The sequence below is a fragment of the Streptantibioticus cattleyicolor NRRL 8057 = DSM 46488 genome (assembly GCF_000240165.1).
Lineage (GTDB): Bacteria > Actinomycetota > Actinomycetes > Streptomycetales > Streptomycetaceae > Streptantibioticus > Streptantibioticus cattleyicolor.
Window position 1 is genome coordinate 4,286,804 of record NC_017586.1, and the last position, 19,575, is coordinate 4,306,378.

Here is a 19,575-nt window from a genome sequence, read left to right on the forward strand (position 1 = left end):
CGCCGTCCGGAACGTTCAGAACTTGTTGCGCGGGGTGAGCCCCAGCGACATCCCGGACAGGCCGCGCTGCCGGCCGCCGAGCTTGCCGGCCACCGTGCGCAGCGCCGCGCCGGCCGGGGAGCCGGGGTCGGTGAGGACCACCGGGCGGCCGTCGTCGCCGCCTTCGCGCAGCCGCACGTCGATCGGGATGGAGCCGAGCACCGGCACGTTGGCGCCGGTGACCTTGGTGAGCCCCTCGGCGACCCGCTGGCCGCCGCCGGTGCCGAAGACGTCCACCATCTCGCCGCAGTGCGGGCAGGGCATGCCCGACATGTTCTCGATCACGCCGACGATCTTCTGGTGGGTCTGCACCGCGATGGTGCCCGCGCGCTCGGCGACCTCGGCGGCGGCCTGCTGCGGGGTGGTCACCACCAGGATCTCGGCGTTGGGGACCAGCTGGGCCACCGAGATCGCGATGTCACCGGTGCCGGGTGGCAGGTCGAGCAGGAGGACGTCCAGGTCGCCCCAGTAGACGTCGGCGAGGAACTGCTGGAGCGCGCGGTGGAGCATCGGGCCGCGCCAGACCACCGGGGCGTTGCCGGGGGTGAACATGCCGATGGAGATGACCTTCACGCCGTTGGCGGACGGCGGCATGATCATGTTCTCCACCTGGGTGGGCCGCCCCTCGACGCCCAGCATGCGCGGCACCGAGTGGCCGTAGATGTCGGCGTCGACCACGCCGACCTTGAGCCCGTCGGCGGCCATCGCGGCGGCCAGGTTGACGGTGACCGACGACTTGCCGACCCCGCCCTTGCCGGAGGCGACCGCGTAGACCCGGGTGAGCGAGCCGGGCCTGGCGAACGGGATCTCCCGCTCGGCCTGACCGCCGCGGAGCGAGGCCGCCAGCTCACGGCGCTGCTCGTCGCTCATCACGTCCAGCTCGACCTCGACCCCGGTGACCCCGGGGACCTTGGCCACCGCGTCGCCGACCTGCCGGGTGATGGTCTCCCGCAGCGGACAGCCGGAGACGGTCAGGTACACGCCAACCCGTACGGTGCCGTCCGCCTCGACGCCGATCGATTTGACCATGCCCAGGTCGGTGATGGGCTTGTGGATCTCGGGGTCGTTGACCGTGGCGAGCGCGGCGCGGATCGCGTCCTCGCCGGGCGTCTCGGGCAGGCCTTGTGTCCCGGAGCCGTACGTGTCGGTAGCCATACGACCGATGTTACGGCGCCTCGGGCGGCGAGCCGTCGTCGCCTTCGTCACGCCGGTCGCGGCGGTGGCGCTCGACGTCGGCGTAGACGCGTTCCTCCAGTTCCTTGATCATGTCCTGGAGTTCGGAGCGGATCCAGTCGCGGGTGGCCACCTCGCCCAGGTTCATCCGCAGCGCGGCGATCTCCCGGGTGAGGTACTCGGTGTCGGCGATGGAGCGCTCGTTCTGCCTGCGGTCCTGCTCCAGGTTGACCCGGTCGCGGTCGTCCTGCCGGTTCTGCGCCAGCAGGATCAGCGGGGCCGCGTAGGACGCCTGCAACGACAGCGCCAGCGTCAGGAAGATGAACGGGTACGTGTCGAAGCGCAGATCACGCGGGGCCGAGACGTTCCAGATGATCCACACGATGATGACCACGGTCATCCAGACGATGAACCGTCCGGTTCCCAGGAACCGCGCGATGCGTTCACTCATCCGCCCGAACGCCTCCGGGTCCCAGGCGGGCAGCAGACTGCGGCGCGGTGCCCGCGGCTGGTCCAGCCGCACCCGGGAACGCGGCGGCGCGGCGGTGGCGCCCAGCGCCGGCTTGGTCCGCTCAGTGCTGCTCATCGGTGGCCTCCCGCAGCCCCGGCACGGGGGTCAGCCCGGTCGTCGTGTCGTGGGCCGCCGAGTCCCGCCAGTCCTCCGGCAGCAGATGGTCGAGCACGTCGTCGACGGTGACCGCGCCCAGCAGCGACCCGCTCTCGTCGACCACCGGCGCGGCCACCATGTTGTACGTGGCGAGATAGCTGGTGACCGCGGGCAGCGAGGTGTCCGGCGGCAGCGGACGCAGGTCGGTGTCGACGATCGAGCCGACCAGGGTGAACGGCGGATCACGCAGCAGCCGCTGGAAGTGGACCACCCCCAGGTACTTGCCGGTCGGCGTTTCGTCCGGCGGGCGGCACACGTACACCTGCGCGGCGAGCGCCGGCGACAGGTCCTTGTTCCGTACCCGGGCGAGCGCGTCGGCGACCGTGGCGTCCGGGCGCAGCACGATCGGCTCGGTGGTCATCAGGCCGCCCGCGGTGCGCTCCTCGTAGGTCAGCAGCCGGCGCAGCGGGGCGGCGTCCTGCGGGCGCATCAGCTCCAGCAGCCGCTCCTTGTCCTCCTCCGGCAGCTCGGACAGCAGGTCGGCGGCGTCGTCGGGGTCCATCGCCTCCAGCACGTCCGCGGCGCGCTCCTCGGCCAGCTTGCCCAGGATCTCCACCTGGTCGTCCTCGGGCAGCTCCTCCAGCACGTCGGCGAGGCGGTCGTCGTCGAGGGCGGCGGCCACCTCGGCGCGGCGCTTGGCCGACAGATGGTGGAGCACGTTGGCCAGGTCGGCGGGGCGCAACTGCTCGAAGGTGGCGAGCAAGGTGGCCGCGCCCTGCCCCTGTTCCTCGGCGGAGAACCCGGTCACCGCCGACCACTCCACGGTCAGCGCCTCCCCGCGCCGGCGCAATGGGCCGCCCTTGCCGCGCCGTACGAAGACCTTGTCGATCTCCCACTCGCGGCGGGCCGGCAGCTGCACCATGGCCACGTCCAGCACGGTGACCTCCTCTCCGCCGTCCACCAGGCGCACCCGCCGGTCCAGCAGCTCGCCCAGGACCAGCGTCTCGGCGGCGCGCTGCTCGAACCGGCGCAGGTTGACCACCCCGGTGGTGATCACCTGCCCGGACTCCAGGCTGGTGACCCGGGTCATCGGCAGGAAGATCCGGCGCCGGCTGACCACCTCGACCACCAGGCCGAGCACCCGCGGCGGCAGCTTGCCGACCCGCAGTATGACGACGACGTCCCGTACCCGGCCGACCTCGTCGCCGTTCGGGTCGAAGACGGCGACCCCCGACAGATGCGAGATGAACACCCGTGGGGCCCCTGCGACCATGCCGAGCCTCCGTTGCGGTATGCGCGCGCCGCGCCTGCCGGTACGACGCGCGTGTGGTGTGCGGATGATGGGGCCGATCTCGTCAACGGTCCCGGACCGAACAGAAGATCAGTCGTAAGACTAACCGCCCGGCGCGGCCGGGTCGCGGCGCGCCTACCCGTGGGCGCGCGGGCGGACACCCACCGCCCTCGGCTGCGGTAGCTTCGGTGGCCGACCGGAACGGAAGGGAGCGCGGGTGATCGCCGGACGGGTCGGGTCCGCGGGGTTGGCGGTGGTGTGCGCGGGGCTGCTGGCCGCCGGGTGCGCCGGCGACCCCGACGAGGGCACCAACGGGGTGGGCAGACTGCCCGCGCCGACGATAGTGCGCCAGGCCCGGGACGCCGCCGAGCACGCCGACACCGTACGGCTGACCGGCTCGGTGGTCAGCCGGGGGCGCACCTACCGGCTCGACATGCGGCTCGCCCCGGACGGCGGCACCGGCCAGGTGGCCACCGACCGGCGGACCTTCACCCTGCTGCGGGTCGGCGGCGACCTCTACCTCAAGGGCGGCGCCGGCTTCTACGACCACGCCCAGCCGTCCGCCGCCGCCGCGCTCACCGGCAAGTACGTCAAGGTGCCGGCCGGCGACCCGGCCTACCGCGAACTGTCCGGCTTCACCGACAAGAAGAGCCTGCTGGACGGGCTCTTCGCGCTCGGCGGCCACCCCGCCCGCGGCGACCACCGCACCGTGGCCGGCGTCCGCACCGTCGCCGTCACCGCCGACGCCGGCACGCTGGACGTCTCGCTGGAGGGGCTGCCGTACCCGGTGCGCTACCAACGGGCCGGCGGCGCCGGATCGCTCCGGCTGGCCGACTGGGGCGAGCCGGTCGCGGTACGGGCGCCACGCCGCGGTGACGTGGTCGACTACGGCCGGCAGATCAGCGCGGGGTGACCCCGCGGCGCCGCAGGAGCAGCTTGGGCAGGGCCGCCGGGACCGGGCGGCGGGTGGTGGCCGGCGAGGGGACCGGGGCGGCGGCCCCGCTGCCGTCCGGCATCGCCCCGGGCGTCTCGGTGGGCGGCCCGGACGGCTCCAGCCGCAGCACCCGGCACTCCCGGGCCCACCGCCGCGGCATGGTGTCGGCGTCCGGGGCGTTGAGCCGCTTGCCCTTCAGCTCCTCGACGGCGGCCGTCCACGCCTCGCCGTCCGGCGGCAGGGCGACGACCCGGGCCGGGAAGGACACCAGCCGCCCGCCCTTGTCCTTGCTGCGGACGGTCACCGTCGCCGTGCCGCCGTCCGCCAGCCCCGGCAACGGCTGCTCGCCGGGCCCGTCACCGACCACGCAGACGGCCCCGTCGTGCCAGACGTGCCACAGCGCCGTCGTCCTCCCCTCCGCCCCGCGCACCCACACCAGCCCCGACTTCTTGGCGGCCTCCTCGACGAGCGCGCGGCCCAGCAGCATGTCGTCCATGCGGCCAGCCTAGTGGGGGGTGGATGAGGGGCCACTACGGGCGGATCCGGCGCCCGCACTACGCTGAACGGGTGCGCGCCTCACCCCGTTCCTCCCTGCCCTCGGCCGTCGTTCCGCGGAGCGGAGGCGGGGAGCCGGACGGGGCGGGTGGACGCCGGGTCGACCTGGTGCTGCTGGCGGTGGCGATCTGCGGGGTGTCGCTGTCGGCCCCGCTGATCGCGGCGACCGCGGCGCCGGCGCTGGCCATCGCGTTCTGGCGCAACGCCATGGCGGTGGGCGTGATGTCGCCGTTCGTGCTGGTGCGCAACCGTGCGGAGCTGCGCGGGATGGGGCGGCGGGCGGTCGGGCTGTCGGCGGCGGCCGGGGTGGTGCTCGCGGTGCACTTCGGGCTGTGGCTGCCGAGTCTGTCGATGACCTCGGTGGCCTCCTCCACGGCGCTGGTGACGACGACCCCGATCTGGACCACGGTGCTGCTGCGGCTGCGCGGGCAGCGGCGGCCGGGGCTGGTGTGGGCCGGTGGCGCGCTGGCCGTGCTGGGCGTGGCCGTCCTGTCGGGGCTGGACTTCTCCGCCTCGCCACGGGCGCTGGCCGGGGACGCGCTGGCGCTCGGCGGCGGGATGGCGGCGGCCGGGTACGTGCTGCTCGGCGCCGAGGTGCGGCGCACGGTGGGCACGGCCGCGTACACCTACGTCTGCTACGCCACCACGGCGCTGGCGCTGCTGGTGGCGTGCCTGGTCTCCGGCGCGTCGCCGTTCGCCGGCTACCCGGCGGCGACCTGGGGCAAGCTGGCGGCGCTGACGGTGGCCGCGCAGTTGCTCGGGCATTCGCTGCTCAACCGGGTGGTGCGCGGGCTGGGCCCGTCGGTGACCTCCACCGCGATCCTGCTGGAGACGCCGGGCGCGGCGCTGGTCGCCGCCGTGTGGCTGGGCCAACGGCCGCCGGTGGCCGCCTACCCGGCGCTGCTGCTGGTGCTCGCCGGGCTGGCCCTGGTGATCCTCGCCGACCGCCGGGGGAGCGCCACCGCCACCCCCGAACCGGGCGTGTGAGGCGGTACCGCGGCTACAGCCAGCCGTTGCGCCGGAAGCCGCGGTGGATGGCGGCGCAGACCACGACCATGGAGACGAGCACCACGTAGTAGCCGTAGCGGGTGTGCAGTTCGGGCATGTGGTCGAAGTTCATCCCGTAGACCCCGGTGATCATCGTGGGGACGGCGAGGATGGCCGCCCACGCGGTGATCTTGCGCATGTCCTCGTTCTGCGCGACGGTCGCCTGGGCCAGGTTGGCCTGGAGGATGGAGTTGAGCAGGTCGTCGAAGCCCACCACCTGCTCGTGGACGCGCACCAGGTGGTCGGCGACGTCCCGGAAGTACTTCTGGATGCCGGGGTCGACCACCGGCAGCGGGCGCTCGCTGAGCAGTTGCAGCGGACGCATCAGCGGGGTGACCGCGCGCTTGAATTCCAGCACCTCGCGCTTGAGTTGGTAGATCCGGCCGGCCGTGGTGTCGGCGCCGGAGGTGGCGGTGTCGGAGAAGACATCGATCTCCACCTCGTCGATGTCGCTCTGCACCGCGTCGCAGACCGCGAGGTAGTCGTCGACCACCCGGTCGGAGATCGCGTGCAGCACCGCGCTGGGCCCCTTGACCAGCAGCTCCGGCTCGTCCTCCAGCCGGTGCCGCAGCGCCCGCAGCGAGCCGTGGCCGCCGTGCCGGACGGTGATGACGAAGTCGGGGCCGGTGAAGACCATCACCTCGCCGGTCTCCACCACCTCGCTGGTGGCCGTCAGTTCGGCGTGCTCGACGTAGCGGATCGTCTTGAACACGGTGAACAGCGTGTCGTCGTACCGCTCCAGCTTGGGCCGCTGGTGGGCGTGGACGGCGTCCTCCACGGCCAGCGGGTGGAGGCCGAACTCCCCGGCGAGACCGGCCAGTTCGCGCTCGCCCGGCTCGTGCAGCCCGATCCACACGAAGCCCTCCCCGGCGCCTCGGACCCGTTCCAGCGCCTCGCGCGGGGTGAGCCGTTCGGCACAGCGGCGCCCACCGGTGTAGACGGCGCAGTCGACCACCGAGTCGCCCAGGGCGTCGGCCCCGGCGCGCGGGGCGGCACCGGAACCGGCGGCGTAGGCATCGCCCTTGCGCAGGGCCGGGCGGACCACGGCACGCAGATCGCGCATCATCGACATGGCAAGCTCCTTCACGGGCCGGCCGCCGGGACGGTCGGCGGCGCCTGGCCGAACGGGGACGTTTCGGCAACTGCGGGAAAGGGCGCTCTTCCCGAGGAGCGGGCCGCCTCGGCCGTCGCCCCGCGACCGCGTCCGGTACGCCGGCCTACCCGCGCGTGGAACGGATCGCGGGACGGACGGAGCCGGTGACGTGCCGCGGGGTTACCCGGCTGTGGGGCCGGGTAGGGGGACGACGCCTGGAGTCGACGGAGCCGGTGCTTCACGCGGCCGACGGGCGCACGGCCGATGCCATGGACGGCCGGCGAGGGCCGGCATCGCGGGGGATCGGTGCGTCAGGCGGACAGGGACGCTCGGCGGGAAGAGCTGCCGGTACTGCACGGTCGACTGGGATCCATCGCAGCCCCACCTCCTCCGGCCGGTCCCCGCCAGGGGATTGTCCAACAGGAGCCGCCGGAACACCGGCGGCCAGCGATCCACCTTATCAAGGGGGCACCCCGTCACCATGCCGTTTTGCCTGTTCGATACGGGCTCTATGCTCCCCGTATGGCTGACGATGCGCGCCCCCCGGCGGACGCCGATGTGCTGGAGCTGACGGAACGACGGCTGCGTGCGGCCCTCGGCGAACCCGACGCCCGCGCGGCGGTGACGTTCCTGGGCACCGAACGCATCGAGGTGCTGCGCTTCGCCGACGGCGACGTGATCCGCTACGCCACGCTCGGCATGGCCCGGCAGCCGATGAGCGACCCCACCGCCCCGACCGCCGACCCGTTCCGCGGCCCCCGGGCCGAACTGGTGCTGTCGGTACGGGGCGGCAGGGCCGACACCGACAAGGTGCTGCGCCCGCTGGCCGTGCTCGCCGCCACCCCGCAGGTCGAGGGCGTCGTGGTGGCCCCGGGCGCCTCGCTCGACCTGGGCGAGCCGCTATGGCCCGGGGCGCCGTTCTCCGCCGTGCTGGTCGCCGAGCCCGGCGGGCTGGTGGCCGACCTGGAGCTGCCGGAGCCGATGGAGGCGGTGCGGTTCTTCCCGCTGCTGCCGATGACCGCCAACGAGGCCGCCTGGAAGCGGGTGCACGGCGCCGCGGCCCTCCAGGAACGCTGGCTGGCGGCCGGCACCGACCTGCGGGACCCGCTGCGCGCCCCGGTGCCGCTGGCCGGCTGACCCCCGCCGGGCCGCCCCCGCCGGGCCGCCCCGGCGACCCGCTGCGGACGGGTGATCGTCCTTGACGCGGCCTGCCGCGGAGAGGACCGTGGGGCGCTATGAGGGGCGAACCCAGTTGCCCGAAGTGCGGTGGCCGGGTGCGGGCGCCCGGCCTCTTCTCGGATTCCTGGCAGTGCGACGACCACGGCGCCGTCCACCCGTTGCAACCGGTCGTACCGCCCAGCGTGGAGGCGCTCGGCGTGGTCGTGCACCGGGCGCGGGTGCCGGTGTGGATGCCGTGGCCGCTCCCGGTCGGGTGGCTCTTCACCGGGGTCGCCTCGGCCGGCGACGACCGCAGCGGCGGACGCGCGACCGCCGTCGCCTGCTCCGGCCCCGGCCCGCTCGGCGGCCCCGGCGAGCTGCTGCTGGTCGCCGAGGAACTGGGGGTCGGCCTCGGCGCCCGGTACGCCGGCATCCCCGGCCCGGACCCGGGGCCCCACATGTGCGTGGACAAGCCGCCGGACGCCAAGGTGCTGGCGGCCGGCCACCCCACCCCGCTGTGGCACGTGGCCGGCTCCCCGGCCGACCGCGCGGTCTTCGCCGGCGAGGCGTCCGGCCTGTGGCTGTGGGCCGTCGTCTGGCCCGAGCGCTCCGGGATGCTCGTCTACGACGAGCTGATACTGGCCGATCTGCGTGACGCGGGCGCGGAGGTGGAGATGGTGCCGTGCGGGGCGCTCTCGCCCCGGCTGCTGGAGTGAACCCCGGGCGCTCGGCCCCACCCGCGCCCCCGCGGCTCGCCTTGCGAAACGGGGGTTGCCACGGCCGTTATCCTTGGAATCCGAAGATTGACCCCGGGCCCGGGGTCGGGACCTGAAGCGAGGCCGGGGAAGCCGGGAGGAGGAGAGCCGTGCGCATCGACCTGCACACCCATTCCACCGCCTCCGACGGCACCGACACCCCGGCCGAGCTGGTCCGCAACGCCGCCGCGGCCGGGCTCGACGTGGTGGCCCTCACCGACCACGACACGGTGGCCGGACACCCCGAGGCCACCGAGGCGCTGCGCACCCTGCACCGGCTGGACGGCTCCCGCCTGACCCTGGTCACCGGAGCCGAACTCTCCTGCCGGGTCGGCGGCGTCAGCATGCACATGCTGGCCTACCTCTTCGACCCGGCCGAGCCGGAACTGGCCCGGGAACGCGAACTCGTCCGCGACGACCGGGTGCCGCGCGCCAAGGCCATGATCGCCAAACTGCGCGACCTGGGGGTCCCGGTCACCTGGGAACAGGTCGCCCGGATCGCCGGCGTACCGGCGACGGCCGCCACCGGCGGCGGGATATCGGTCGGCCGCCCGCACCTGGCCGCCGCGATGGTCGAGCTCGGCGTCGTCGCCACCGTCTCCGACGCCTTCACCGACCAGTGGCTGGCGGACGGCGGCCGGGCCTACGCCGAGAAGCACGAACTCGACCCGTTCGACGCGATCCGCCTGGTCAAGGCGGCCGGCGGGGTCACCGTCTTCGCCCACCCGGCCGCCGCCAAGCGCGGCCGGCTGGTCCCCGAGGACGTCATCGCCGAACTCGCCGCGGCCGGCCTCGACGGCATCGAGACCGACCACATGGACCACGACGAGGACACCCGCGTCCGGCTGCGCGGCCTCGCCGCCGAGCTGGGCCTGCTGACCACCGGCTCCAGCGACTACCACGGCAGCCGGAAGACCTGCCGGCTCGGCGAGTACACCACCGACCCCGAGGTCTACCGGGAGATCTCGCGCCGGGCCACCGGCGCGGTCCCGATCAGCGCCATCTAGCGCGCTCCCCTCCGCCCCGGCGGCCACGCGCCCGTCAAGCGCGCCGCGCCGCCGCCCCCGCCCGCCCGGCGGCGTCACCCTGCCCGAGAACCGCGAAAGCCCCTCACTGAAATGTTCGACGTCACCCTCTTCGGGTCGGTCTTCGTCACGCTGTTCGTGATCATGGACCCGCCCGGGATCACCCCCATCTTCATCGCCCTCACCGGCGGTCGCACCACCAAGGTCCAGCGGCGGATGGCCTGGCAGGCGGTACTGGTCGCGTTCGGCGTCATCGCCGTCTTCGCCCTGTGCGGCCAGCAGATCCTGGACTACCTGCACGTGTCGGTGCCGGCCCTGCGGATCTCCGGCGGGCTGCTCCTGCTGCTGATCGCGCTCGACCTGCTGACCGGCAAGGCCGACGAGCCGAGCCAGACCAAGGACGTCAACGTCGCCCTGGTGCCGCTGGGCATGCCGCTGCTGGCCGGCCCCGGCGCCATCGTCACGGTGATCCTCGCCGTGCAGCACGCGGGCGGCGCCGGCCAGCAGATCTCGGTCTGGGCGGCCATCGTCGCCATGCACATCGTGCTGTGGCTGACCATGCGCTACTCGCTGGCGATCATCCGGATCATCAAGGACGGCGGCGTGGTGCTGGTCACCCGGCTCTCCGGCATGCTGCTGTCGGCCATCGCCGTCCAGCAGGTGGCCAACGGCGTGATGGGCTTCATCCACGGCGGCTGACGGCACCCGCGCCGTCCCGGACGCGTCAGCGCCCCCGTACCACGTCGTACGGGGGCGCTCGGCGTCTTCAGTCTCGACCGTTCACTCCGCAGGGCGGATGTAGAGGCGCTGGCCGGTCGCCGCGGCCTGCTGCACGATCTTCTTGACGGAGGCGGCGTCCACGACGGTGCTCTCGACAGCGGTGCCGTCGACATCGTCGAGTCGCATGATCTCGAAGCGCATGGGGCTTCTCCCTTCGTCCGTCCCGCGTCGACCACGGGGTTCAGGCAAGCGAGCACTCCTCCATTGGAGAACGACGCTGGGTCACGGCCGTTGCCGGGCCGTGAACACTGAGTTGCGCGGCCGACGTGTGACCGCGCTCCACCAGTTCCAACGACGCTGTCGCAGGGATTGTTCCCTTGGCTAACAAAATTTTTGAGCGGTCTAATTCCCGCCCTGCGCAACGGAACCGGAAAACCAGAAGTCGAGCAGCGCGCGTGCCGTCCCACCTGGGCGTTCGGCGTTGGGGGAGTGCTCGGCGCCGGGGATCACCACGCGTCGGGCGGCGAGGCGGCGGGCCATCTCGTCCAGCCACGGAACGGGCCAGGCGTAGTCGACCTCGCCGGAGATCACCAGCTTGGGCAGCGGGACGGCGGCCAGCTCGGCGACCCGGTCGGGCTCGGTCGTCAGTTGCTCACCGGTGACCGCGAGCTGCTCGGGCACGTTGGCCAGCCAGCGCTGGTGCAAGAACTCCTCGATCCCGGAGGGCAACGGGGGCTCGCCGCCGCCCCCGGGGCCGCCCGCCGCCCGCCGGGCCGCGGCCTGCTCGGCGTCCATGGCCCGCATGGTCCGCCAGATGGACTCCAGATCGGTGGCGGCCAGCGCCTCGACGAGCAGCCGGGTGCGCACCCGCTGGCCCTCGTCGATCGCGGCCGGGCCCGAGCTCATCAACGTCAGCGAAGCCCACGGCCCACCGCCGCGCAGCACCGCGGCCCGGGCCAGCTGACCCCCCATCGAGTGGCCCACCAGATGCACCGGCCCGCCCAACGCCTCGCCCTGCGCCAGCAGATCGGCCGCCAGCTCGTCCTGGGCGTACGCGCCGCGCACCCGCGGCCCACCGGTCTCGTACTGCCCGCGGCCGTCCACCGCCACCGCCCGCAGCCCGGCCTCGGCCAGCGGTTGCAGCAGCGCGATGAAGTCCTCCTTGCTGCCGGTGAACCCCGGCACCAGCAGAACGGTCCCGCGCCGCGGCTCACCCGCGTCCAGCACGGCGAACGACCCCCGCCCCGTCTCCAGCCGACGGGCACGGGCGGAGGGCGGGAGGGTCAGCATCGGAGGTCGGCTCATGACCGCAGGCTAACCGTCCGGCCTGGGCGAACGCCGGACGGCCGGCCACCCCACGGGTGACCGGTCGTCCGTCGCGTACGCCCTCGCGCGGCTCAGCCGGCGACGGCCTCCTCGGCCACGACGGCCTTGGCGGCCGTCTTGCGGGTCGTCCGCTTGCGCGGCGCGGGTGCCGCGTCGGCCTCGGCCGGCTCGGCGGCGACGGCCTTGCGGGTCGTCCGCTTGCGCGGCGCGGGTGCCGCTTCGGCTTCGGGAGCCTCGGCGACGGCCTTGCGGGTGGCCCGCTTGCGCGGGGCCGGGGTCGCTTGGGCTTCGAGTGCCTCGGCGACCGTCTTGCGCGTGGTGCGCTTGCGCGGGGCCGGGGTGGCTTCGGCCTCCGGGGCGTCGGCTACCGCCTTGCGCGTGGTGCGCTTGCGCGGGGCGGGCGCGGCCTCGGCCTCGGGTGCTTCCGCTACCGCCTTGCGGGTCGTGCGCTTGCGCGGCGCGGGGCGCCTCGGCCTCCGGTGCCTCGGCGACGGCCTTGCGGGTGGCCCGCTTGCGCGGGGCCGGGGTGGCTTCTGCCTCGGGGGCGTCGGCTACCGCCTTGCGGGTGGTGCGCTTGCGCGGGGCGGGCGCGGCCTCGGCTTCGGGGGCCTCGGTCGGCTCGGCGGCCACGGCGGCGGCCTTGCGGGTGGTCGTGCGCTTGCGCGGGGCCGGGACGGTCTCGGTGACCGGCGCCGTGACCTCGGACGCGGTCTCCGGCGCCGCCTCGGGCTCGGCGACGGCCTTGACGGCACGGGTACGACGGCGGGCGGGCTTGGCGGGGGCCTCGGCCGCCGGCTCCAGCACCGTCACCGCGACGGGAACCTCGACCGGCTCGGCCACCGCAGCCACCGGAGCGGAATCCACCGGAGCGGAATCCACCGGCGCCAAGGCCACCGGGGCGGAGGCGCCCGACCGGGTACGGCGACGGCGGCGCGGGGTGCGACGGCCTTCCGGAGCCTCCGGCGCGGCGGAGTCGCCGCCCTCGGCCACGGCGGCCGGCTGCTCGGCCGGGGCGTCGGACGTCTGGCCGCCACGGGTACGGCGACGGCGGCGCGGCGTACGTTCCCGCCGGGGCCGCTCGGCCTCCGGCTCGGCGTCACCGCGGCGGCGGCCACGCGGCCCCCGTCCGCCGGTCTCGCCGAGGTCCTCGATCTCCTCGGCGGCGAGCCCGGCCCGGGTGCGCTCGGCGCGCGGCAGCACACCGGTGACGTCCGTCGGGATGTCCAGCAGCTCGTAGAGGTGGCCGGAGGTGGAGTAGGTCTCCTCCGGCTCGTTGAACGACAGGTCGAGCGCCTTGTTGATCAGCTGCCAGCGCGGCACGTCGTCCCAGTCGACCAGGGTGATCGCGGTGCCCGAGGCGCCCGCCCGGCCGGTGCGGCCGACCCGGTGCAGATAGGTCTTCTCGTCCTCGGGGCACTGGTAGTTGACGACGTGGGTGACGCCGTCCACGTCGATGCCGCGCGCGGCGACGTCGGTGCACACCAGCACGTCGACCTTGCCGTTGCGGAACGCGCGCAGCGCCTGCTCGCGGGCGCCCTGGCCGAGGTCGCCGTGGACCGCACCGGCCGCGAAGCCGCGCCGGGAGAGCTGGTCGGCGACGTCGGCGGCGGTGCGCTTGGTACGGGCGAAGATCATGGCGAGCCCGCGCCCGCGCGCCTGGAGGATGCGGGAGACCATCTCGACCTTGTCGAGCGAGTGGGCCCGGAAGACGTGCTGGGTGATGTTGGCCACGGTCGCGCCCTCGTCGTCCGGGGCGGTGGCCCGGATGTGGGTGGGCTGCGACATGTAACGGCGGGCGAGGGAGATCACCTGGCCGGGCATGGTGGCCGAGAAGAGCATGGTCTGGCGCTTGCGCGGCAGCATCTCCATGATCTTCTCGACGTCGGGCAGGAAGCCCAGGTCGAGCATCTCGTCGGCCTCGTCGAGCACCAGCGCGCGCACCGAGCCCAGCGCCAGCTTGCGCTGTCCGGCCAGGTCGAGCAGCCGGCCCGGGGTGCCCACGACCACGTCGACGCCCTTGTTCAACGCCTCGACCTGCGGCTCGTACGCCCGGCCGCCGTAGATCGCCAGCACCCGCACGTCACGTACCTTGCCGGCGGTGAGCAGGTCGTTGGTGACCTGGACGCACAGCTCCCGGGTGGGGACCACGACGAGGGCCTGCGGGGCGCCGTCGGCCAGCTCCTCGGGCCGGGCGCGGCCGGCCTCCACGTCGGCGGCGACGGTGACGCGCTCCAGCAGCGGGAGGCCGAAGCCGAGCGTCTTGCCGGTGCCGGTCTTGGCCTGGCCGATGACGTCGTTGCCGGCCAGCGCGACCGGCAGGGTCATCTCCTGAATGGGGAACGGGGTGGTGATGCCGACGGCCTCGAGGGCCTCGGCGGTCTCGGGGAGGATCCCGAGATCACGGAACGTCGTGGTGGACAGGGTGCTTGCCTCTTCCATGAGCGCGGCACCGTCGGTGAGGGGGGTCGAACATCCGTGAGCCGGATGTTGACCGCGCCGAAGGGTCGTACGGCCGCGAAGTCCCCCGGGCACAAGGCCGGGGGCGGCCGAGAAGCGCGGGACCGCAGCCCTCACGCGTGCCGCGAGCGGGGCCCCTCCCACCGGCAGGTGGGCGAGGCGGTCGGTTCGGAGCCGATCGGGCCACCGACCGGGCATCCGCGTTCATACGTCGGCCCGTCGGCGGTCCGTTGGCACGGACTCAGGCGGGCTCTTTATCACTGTACCCCGGAATGCCGCACGCGCGCGGAACGGATTCCGCGCGACCGCCCGGGGCCGGGCCGGACGCCGCCCGGGCGGGGGCTTGTGGCGCGGTTCCGGCGGGCTATTGTGCCGAGCATGCAGACGCCTGACGAGACCAACGCCACCCCCGCCACCGGCATCGCCGCCCGCGACTGGGCCACCGCCGCCGCGGACCCGCAGTACCGCGCCGCGGTCGTCGACCTGCTGGGGGCGCTGGCCTACGGCGAGCTGGCCGCGTTCGAACGGCTGGCGGAGGATGCCAAGCTGGCGCCCACCCTGGCCGACAAGGCGGAGCTGGCGAAGATGGCGTCGGCCGAGTTCGGCCACTTCGAACGGCTGCGGGACCGGCTCGCCGAGGTCGGCGAGGAGCCCACCGCCGCGATGGAGCCGTTCGCCGCCGCGCTCGACGGCTTCCACCGCCAGACCGCCCCGTCCGACTGGCTGGAGGGCCTGGTCAAGGCGTATGTGGGCGACTCGATCGCCAGTGACTTCTACCGCGAGGTGGCCGCCCGGCTCGACTCCGACACCCGCTCGCTGGTGCTGGCGGTGCTGGACGACACCGGGCACGCCAGCTTCGCGGTGGAGAAGGTGCGGGCCGCCATCGAGGCCGAACCGCGGGTCGGCGGACGGCTGGCGCTGTGGGCCCGCCGGCTGATGGGCGAGGCGCTCTCCCAGGCCCAGCGGGTGGTCGCCGAGCGCGACGCCCTGTCCACGATGCTGGTCGGCGGGGTCGCCGACGGCTTCGACCTGGCCGAGGTGGGCCGGATGTTCACCCGGATCACCGAGGCGCACACCAAGCGGATGTCCGCCCTCGGCCTCGCCTCCTGACCGTACGGCGGCGGCACCCGCCGGATGCCGCCGCCCCGTCGTCCCGCGGCCGGTCATGCCGTCCGCGGCGAGGCTGATCGGCGCGGCGCCGCCTCCCGTACCAGCAGCGACAGCAGCGCGCCGGCCACTGCCAGGGCACCGGCGAGCACCAGCGGCGGATGGCCGGCGCCGAGCACGGCCCGGGTGACCAGACCGCCGAGGAGCGCCGCCACCGGGCCGGTGGCCAGCGTCAGCGGCCGGGCCGGGAACCGTGCCGGGAACAGCCGCAAGGCCACGTACGCCAGCCCCAGGCCGATCGCCGCGCTGCCGAGCGCCTCCCAGACCATGGTCTCCCTCCCGCTTCCTCGAGCGCGAAGTGCCGCCGCCGCAACCGACGGCGAGCGGTCGTCGGGTGGCGTCCTACCCATGGCGCGGGGGCGGCCAAACGAAAGCGGCCGGCCCGGTTCTGCGAGGAACCGGGCCGGCCGTGACGCGTACGAGAAGGGCCCGCCGGGGGCGCACCCGAGGGCTTCAGATGGCTCCGAAACCGACCTTGTGCTTGGTCGGCTCGCCGATCTCGACGTAGGCGAGGCGCTCGGACGGCACCAGGACCTTGCGGCCCCGGTCGTCGGTGAGGCTGAGCAGCTTGGCGGAACCGGTGAGCGCGGCGGCGACCGCCTGCTCGATCTCCTCACCCGACTGCTCGCTCTCGATGACGATCTCGCGCGGCGCGTGCTGCACGCCGATCTTGACCTCCACGGTGCTTCCCTCCGATGGTCTGGCGGTACGCGTGTCAGCCACGCGTTACGCCGCCCACATTAGCGAACCCCAAGGCCGGGCAAACCGCCCGACGATCAATGCTGGCCCGGCACTCCCTCGGCGCCGTGCAGCGGGAAGCCGGCGATGCCGCGCCAGGCCAGCGAGGTCAGCAGCTGCACGGCCTCCTCGCGGGGCAGCCGGCTGCCGGTGGACAGCCAGTAGCGGGCCACCACCTGGGAGACCCCGCCCAGGCCCACCGCGAGCAGCATCGCCTGCTCCTTGGCGAGGCCGGTGTCCTCCGCGATGACCTCGCTGATCGCCTCCGCGCAGTCCAGCGAGACCTTGTCCACCCGCTCGCGCACGGCCGGCTCGTTGGTCAGGTCCGACTCGAAGACCAGCCGGAAGGCGCCGCCCTCGTCCTCCACGTAGGCGAAGTAGGCGCGCATGGTGGCCTCGACGCGCTTCTTGTTGTCCGTGGTGGTGGACAACGCGGTGCGCACCGACTGCAGCAGCGCCTCGCAGTGCTGGTCGAGCAGGGCCAGGTAGAGCTCCAGCTTGCCGGGGAAGTGCTGGTAGAGCACGGGCTTGCTGACCCCGGCGCGCTCGGCGATGTCGTCCATCGCCGCCGCGTGGTAGCCCTGGGCGACGAACACCTCCTGGGCCGCGCCGAGGAGCTGGTTGCGTCGGGCGCGGCGCGGCAGACGCGTCCCGCGCGGGCGCGCCTCGGTCTGCTCCGTGGCTGTCACGCCGCCTCCAAATGCTTGCCGTGCCGGTGTCGGGAAAACTGCCGCCATCGTACTTTTCGGTAACCGGGGTGTGCGTGGCGCTGCGGCAGAATCTCATCACCTGGGACTTGTGGGAAGCCGACAGACGTCCCCGTCGGGGCGGGATGTCAGCGGTAGTCCTCTTCGTCCAGTGGCACCGGGATCTGCTGGTCGGCGGTGTCGGCCGGATCGGCCTCCACCGGCGGCTCGGCGGGCACCGGCACCGGGGCCGTCTGCTCCTCCTCGTCCACCAGGGCGGAACTCTGCTCCACCGCGTCCGCCTCGTTGGCCTCCAGAGGTTCCTCGGACATGACGCCTCCCTTCCCTGCGGGCGTAGGGAAGGGTGCCCGCAGCGGCCGGGCGCATGCACGCCGGGCGGTCCGGATGGGGGCTGTGAGCGTGGCCACAGCGGGACGCGTGTGATCAGCTCGTAATATTGGGCCATGTCATCGACCGAGTCGTCCGACGCCGACGCGGCCCAGACGGCCGTCACCGTCCCGCCCGCCGGGCCGGTGGCGCAGGGCGGCGAGAGGCTGCGGGTCTTCTCCCGGCCCGGCTTCTCGCTGACCGTACGGTCGCGGGCGGGACGGACCGCGGGGCTGCCGACCGCGCTCTTCCTGCACGGGCTCGGCGGCTCCTCGCAGAACTGGTCGGTGCTGATGGCCAAGGTCGCCGACGTCGTCCAGGGCGAGGCGCTCGACCTGCCCGGCTTCGGCTACTCCCCGCCGCCGGACGACGGCGACTACTCGATCAGCGGCCACGCCCGCACCGTCGTGCGCTACCTGGAGGAGTCCGGGCGCGGCCCGGTGCACCTGGTCGGCAACTCGATGGGCGGCACGGTGGCCGTCCGGATCGCCGCCCGCCGCCCCGACCTGGTGCGCACCCTCACCCTGATCTCCCCGGCGCTGCCGGAGATCCCGCCGCAGCGCACCGCGTGGCCCACCGCGCTCGCCTCGGTCCCCGGGCTGCCCCGGCTCTACCAGCGCGTCACCCGCGACTGGCCGATCGAACGGCGCACCCGGGCGCTGCTCGCCCTGTGCTACGGCGACCCGGGGGCCGTCGGGCGGCGCGAGTTCGAGGAGGACGCCCGGGAGTACGCGCGGCGGTTGACGCTGCCGTACTTCTGGGACGCCATGGCGCGCTCCACCCGGGGCATCGTCGACGCCTACACCCTCGGCGGCCAGCACGCGATGTGGCGGCAGGCGGAACGGGTGCTGGCGCCCACGCTGCTGGTCTACGGTGGGCGGGACAAACTGGTGTCGTTCCGCATGGCACGCCGGGCCGCCAGGGCGTTCCGGGACTCGCGGCTGCTGGCCATCCCGGACGGCGGCCACGTGTCGATGATGGAGCACCCGGAGCTGGTGGCGCGGGCCTTCCGCGACCTGCTCGCCGAGCGGGCCGACGGCAAGGGGACCGCCCCCGGCACCACGGACAGGAGCTGAATCCCTCGTGGGACGCCACAGCGCGAGGGGCCGCACGGCCCCCGAGGAGGCACGCCCGTCGGACGGGACGGTACCCGTCCCGGCACCCGGCACCGGCCGCCGGCGCAAGCCGCAGGGCCACCCCGGGCACCGGGAGCCGCCGGCCCGTCCTCACCCGGACGAGACCGCGGCCACCGACGACCACCTCCCCCGGCCGGGTGAAACCGGTGCGCGGGACGAAGAGGGCGCCGCGCCCGCCCGTACCCGCCGGGTCTCCCGGCCGCTGATCCTCGCCGGAGCAGCCGCCGCGGCGGTCACCGCGGTGCTCGCCGTGGTCGTCGGCGGCCCGGCGACCGGCGGCGGCGCCACCCACGACGAGGGCGCCGCCGGCCACGGCCCGGCCGGCCACGCCGCCCCCGGCGCGGCCTCCCGTTCCGACCAGCGGCCCACCCCGGACACGTCCCCCGCCCGGCTCGACTACGACCAGGCGATGGCCAAGGCGTACCCGCTCGACCCCAAGCTGGCGCTCGACGGCACCTTCCGTACCGTCCCCGGCCACGACCCCGCGCCGGGCCACGGCACCGTGCTGCGCTACCGGGTGGACGTCGAGGACGGACTCCCGCTGGACGGCGCCCTGTTCGCCCAGGCCGTGCAGAGGACGCTCAACGACGACCGCAGTTGGGCGCACGGCGGGACCCGCACCTTCGAACGGGTCTCCGGCGGCCACCCCGACTTCGTGATCACGCTGGCCAGCCCCGGCACCACCGCCCAGTGGTGCGCCAAGTCCGGGCTGGACACCCTGGACGAGAACGTCTCGTGCGACTCGGCCGCCACCGACCGCGTGATGATCAACGCCTACCGGTGGGCGCAGGGCGCGGCCACCTACGGACCGGGCCGGATGCACATGTACCGGCAGATGCTGATCAACCACGAGGTCGGCCACCGGCTCGGCCACAACCACGAGAAGTGCCCGGCGCAGGGCGCCCTGGCCCCGGTGATGATGCAGCAGACCAAGTTCCTCACCCTCGACGGGGTCACCTGCAAGCCCAACCCCTGGCCGTACCCGGCCAGTTGAGCCGGACCGGCCCCGCGGACGGCGGCGGGGCCGGTCGGCCGGTTTTGACATCGCACCCGACATCGGTCAATCTCTTCGGCATGTCGTCCCACCACGCCCCGCTGCGCGCCGCCATCGAGCTGGCGCTCATCGGCGTGGCCGGACACTCCGTCGCCGACGTCGACTGTCGCTGACCCGCCCGTCCCCGCCGCGCCCCGGCCTGCCGCCGGCCCGCGCCGGGACGGTTCCGCCGCGGGTGCAGTACCTCCCGGGCCGCCGTCCGGCCGTCCTTCCCTTTCCGCTGCCGC

At 74.2% G+C, this 19,575-nt stretch carries 21 protein-coding genes and 1 pseudogene; 10 read left to right on the plus strand and 12 right to left on the minus strand.

Going from position 1 to position 19,575, the window contains the following annotated elements:
• Nucleotides 1-15 precede the first annotated feature (15 nt).
• Genes SCATT_RS18925 through SCATT_RS18935 form a run of 3 tightly spaced genes read right to left on the minus strand, consistent with a single transcriptional unit; the run spans nt 16 to nt 3,092 of the window.
• Entirely contained in the window at nt 16-1,194 is a 1,179-nt protein-coding gene (locus SCATT_RS18925) for an Mrp/NBP35 family ATP-binding protein (protein WP_014144722.1), read from the minus strand.
• Nucleotides 1,195-1,204: 10 nt separating this feature from the next.
• A complete protein-coding gene (locus SCATT_RS18930; protein ID WP_014144723.1) occupies nt 1,205-1,798 on the minus strand; it encodes a DUF1003 domain-containing protein in 594 nt (197 codons plus the stop codon).
• Nucleotides 1,785-3,092, minus strand: a complete 1,308-nt coding sequence (locus tag SCATT_RS18935) for a magnesium transporter MgtE N-terminal domain-containing protein (protein WP_014144724.1) — start codon at nt 3,090-3,092, stop codon at nt 1,785-1,787. The genes SCATT_RS18930 and SCATT_RS18935 overlap by 14 nt, the downstream gene beginning before the upstream one ends.
• Nucleotides 3,093-3,327: 235 nt before the next feature.
• On the opposite strand from SCATT_RS18935, the gene SCATT_RS18940 reads away from it, so the two are divergent.
• Nucleotides 3,328-4,023, plus strand: coding sequence for a hypothetical protein (locus tag SCATT_RS18940; protein ID WP_014144725.1), 696 nt, complete (start codon nt 3,328-3,330; stop codon nt 4,021-4,023).
• Here the strand turns inward: SCATT_RS18940 and SCATT_RS18945 are convergent.
• The gene (locus SCATT_RS18945; protein ID WP_014144726.1) at nt 4,010-4,540 is read right to left on the minus strand and encodes a hypothetical protein; all 531 of its coding nucleotides are present in this window, start codon (nt 4,538-4,540) and stop codon (nt 4,010-4,012) included. The two genes, SCATT_RS18940 and SCATT_RS18945, sit on opposite strands and share 14 nt — an antisense overlap.
• 23 nt (nt 4,541-4,563) lie before the next feature.
• On the opposite strand from SCATT_RS18945, the gene SCATT_RS18950 reads away from it, so the two are divergent.
• Entirely contained in the window at nt 4,564-5,586 is a 1,023-nt protein-coding gene (locus SCATT_RS18950) for a DMT family transporter (protein WP_014144727.1), read from the plus strand.
• A gap of 13 nt (nt 5,587-5,599) precedes the next feature.
• Here the strand turns inward: SCATT_RS18950 and SCATT_RS18955 are convergent, their stop codons facing one another.
• The gene (locus SCATT_RS18955; protein WP_014144728.1) at nt 5,600-6,718 is read right to left on the minus strand and encodes a magnesium and cobalt transport protein CorA; all 1,119 of its coding nucleotides are present in this window, start codon (nt 6,716-6,718) and stop codon (nt 5,600-5,602) included.
• 543 nt (nt 6,719-7,261) lie between these two features.
• On the opposite strand from SCATT_RS18955, the gene SCATT_RS18960 reads away from it, so the two are divergent.
• From SCATT_RS18960 to SCATT_RS18975, 4 genes are all read left to right on the plus strand, one after another.
• Nucleotides 7,262-7,876, plus strand: a complete 615-nt coding sequence (locus SCATT_RS18960; RefSeq protein WP_014144729.1) for a suppressor of fused domain protein — start codon at nt 7,262-7,264, stop codon at nt 7,874-7,876.
• Nucleotides 7,877-7,974: 98 nt separating this feature from the next.
• The gene (locus SCATT_RS18965; protein ID WP_041824871.1) at nt 7,975-8,613 is read left to right on the plus strand and encodes a DUF6758 family protein; all 639 of its coding nucleotides are present in this window, start codon (nt 7,975-7,977) and stop codon (nt 8,611-8,613) included.
• A 149-nt stretch (nt 8,614-8,762) separates the two neighbouring features.
• On the plus strand, nt 8,763-9,659 hold the full coding sequence (locus SCATT_RS18970; RefSeq protein ID WP_014144731.1) for a PHP domain-containing protein: 897 nt from the start codon (nt 8,763-8,765) through the stop codon (nt 9,657-9,659).
• 111 nt (nt 9,660-9,770) lie between these two features.
• Nucleotides 9,771-10,376, plus strand: a complete 606-nt coding sequence (locus SCATT_RS18975) for a MarC family protein (protein ID WP_014144732.1) — start codon at nt 9,771-9,773, stop codon at nt 10,374-10,376.
• Nucleotides 10,377-10,457: 81 nt separating this feature from the next.
• Here the strand turns inward: SCATT_RS18975 and SCATT_RS39030 are convergent, their stop codons facing one another.
• The 3 genes and pseudogenes from SCATT_RS39030 to SCATT_RS18985 all read right to left on the minus strand — a co-directional run bounded on the left by SCATT_RS39030 (nt 10,458) and on the right by SCATT_RS18985 (nt 14,048).
• Nucleotides 10,458-10,598, minus strand: a complete 141-nt coding sequence (locus tag SCATT_RS39030) for a hypothetical protein (protein WP_014144733.1) — start codon at nt 10,596-10,598, stop codon at nt 10,458-10,460.
• A gap of 201 nt (nt 10,599-10,799) precedes the next feature.
• Nucleotides 10,800-11,702, minus strand: a complete 903-nt coding sequence (locus tag SCATT_RS18980) for an alpha/beta fold hydrolase (protein WP_041824873.1) — start codon at nt 11,700-11,702, stop codon at nt 10,800-10,802.
• Nucleotides 11,703-11,794: 92 nt separating this feature from the next.
• A pseudogene (locus SCATT_RS18985) lies at nt 11,795-14,048 on the minus strand (DEAD/DEAH box helicase).
• A 510-nt stretch (nt 14,049-14,558) separates the two neighbouring features.
• Between SCATT_RS18985 and SCATT_RS18990 the strand changes: the two are divergent.
• Complete coding sequence (locus tag SCATT_RS18990) at nt 14,559-15,290, plus strand: ferritin-like fold-containing protein (RefSeq protein ID WP_014628325.1); 732 nt, start codon at nt 14,559-14,561, stop codon at nt 15,288-15,290.
• 53 nt (nt 15,291-15,343) lie between these two features.
• Here SCATT_RS18990 and SCATT_RS18995 read toward each other — a convergent pair whose 3' ends face one another.
• The 4 genes from SCATT_RS18995 to SCATT_RS19010 form a co-directional block, all read right to left on the minus strand.
• The gene (locus SCATT_RS18995) at nt 15,344-15,616 is read right to left on the minus strand and encodes a hypothetical protein (protein ID WP_014144736.1); all 273 of its coding nucleotides are present in this window, start codon (nt 15,614-15,616) and stop codon (nt 15,344-15,346) included.
• Between the two features lie 184 nt (nt 15,617-15,800).
• Nucleotides 15,801-16,028 (minus strand): DUF3107 domain-containing protein, encoded by a 228-nt coding sequence (locus SCATT_RS19000; RefSeq protein ID WP_014144737.1) that lies wholly within the window; start codon nt 16,026-16,028, stop codon nt 15,801-15,803.
• Between the two features lie 95 nt (nt 16,029-16,123).
• Nucleotides 16,124-16,774: a TetR/AcrR family transcriptional regulator gene (locus SCATT_RS19005; protein WP_014144738.1), complete on the minus strand. Its 651-nt coding sequence runs from the start codon at nt 16,772-16,774 to the stop codon at nt 16,124-16,126.
• 146 nt (nt 16,775-16,920) lie between these two features.
• Entirely contained in the window at nt 16,921-17,103 is a 183-nt protein-coding gene (locus tag SCATT_RS19010; protein ID WP_014144739.1) for a hypothetical protein, read from the minus strand.
• Between the two features lie 132 nt (nt 17,104-17,235).
• Here SCATT_RS19010 and SCATT_RS19015 point away from each other — a divergent pair, with 132 nt between their 5' ends.
• The 3 genes from SCATT_RS19015 to SCATT_RS40595 all read left to right on the plus strand — a co-directional run bounded on the left by SCATT_RS19015 (nt 17,236) and on the right by SCATT_RS40595 (nt 19,461).
• Nucleotides 17,236-18,234, plus strand: a complete 999-nt coding sequence (locus SCATT_RS19015) for an alpha/beta fold hydrolase (RefSeq protein ID WP_014144740.1) — start codon at nt 17,236-17,238, stop codon at nt 18,232-18,234.
• A 7-nt stretch (nt 18,235-18,241) separates the two neighbouring features.
• On the plus strand, nt 18,242-19,288 hold the full coding sequence (locus tag SCATT_RS19020) for a DUF3152 domain-containing protein (RefSeq protein WP_014144741.1): 1,047 nt from the start codon (nt 18,242-18,244) through the stop codon (nt 19,286-19,288).
• A gap of 80 nt (nt 19,289-19,368) precedes the next feature.
• Nucleotides 19,369-19,461, plus strand: coding sequence for an Ms4533A family Cys-rich leader peptide (locus SCATT_RS40595; RefSeq protein WP_322972944.1), 93 nt, complete (start codon nt 19,369-19,371; stop codon nt 19,459-19,461).
• The last annotated feature ends 114 nt before the right edge of the window (nt 19,462-19,575 follow it).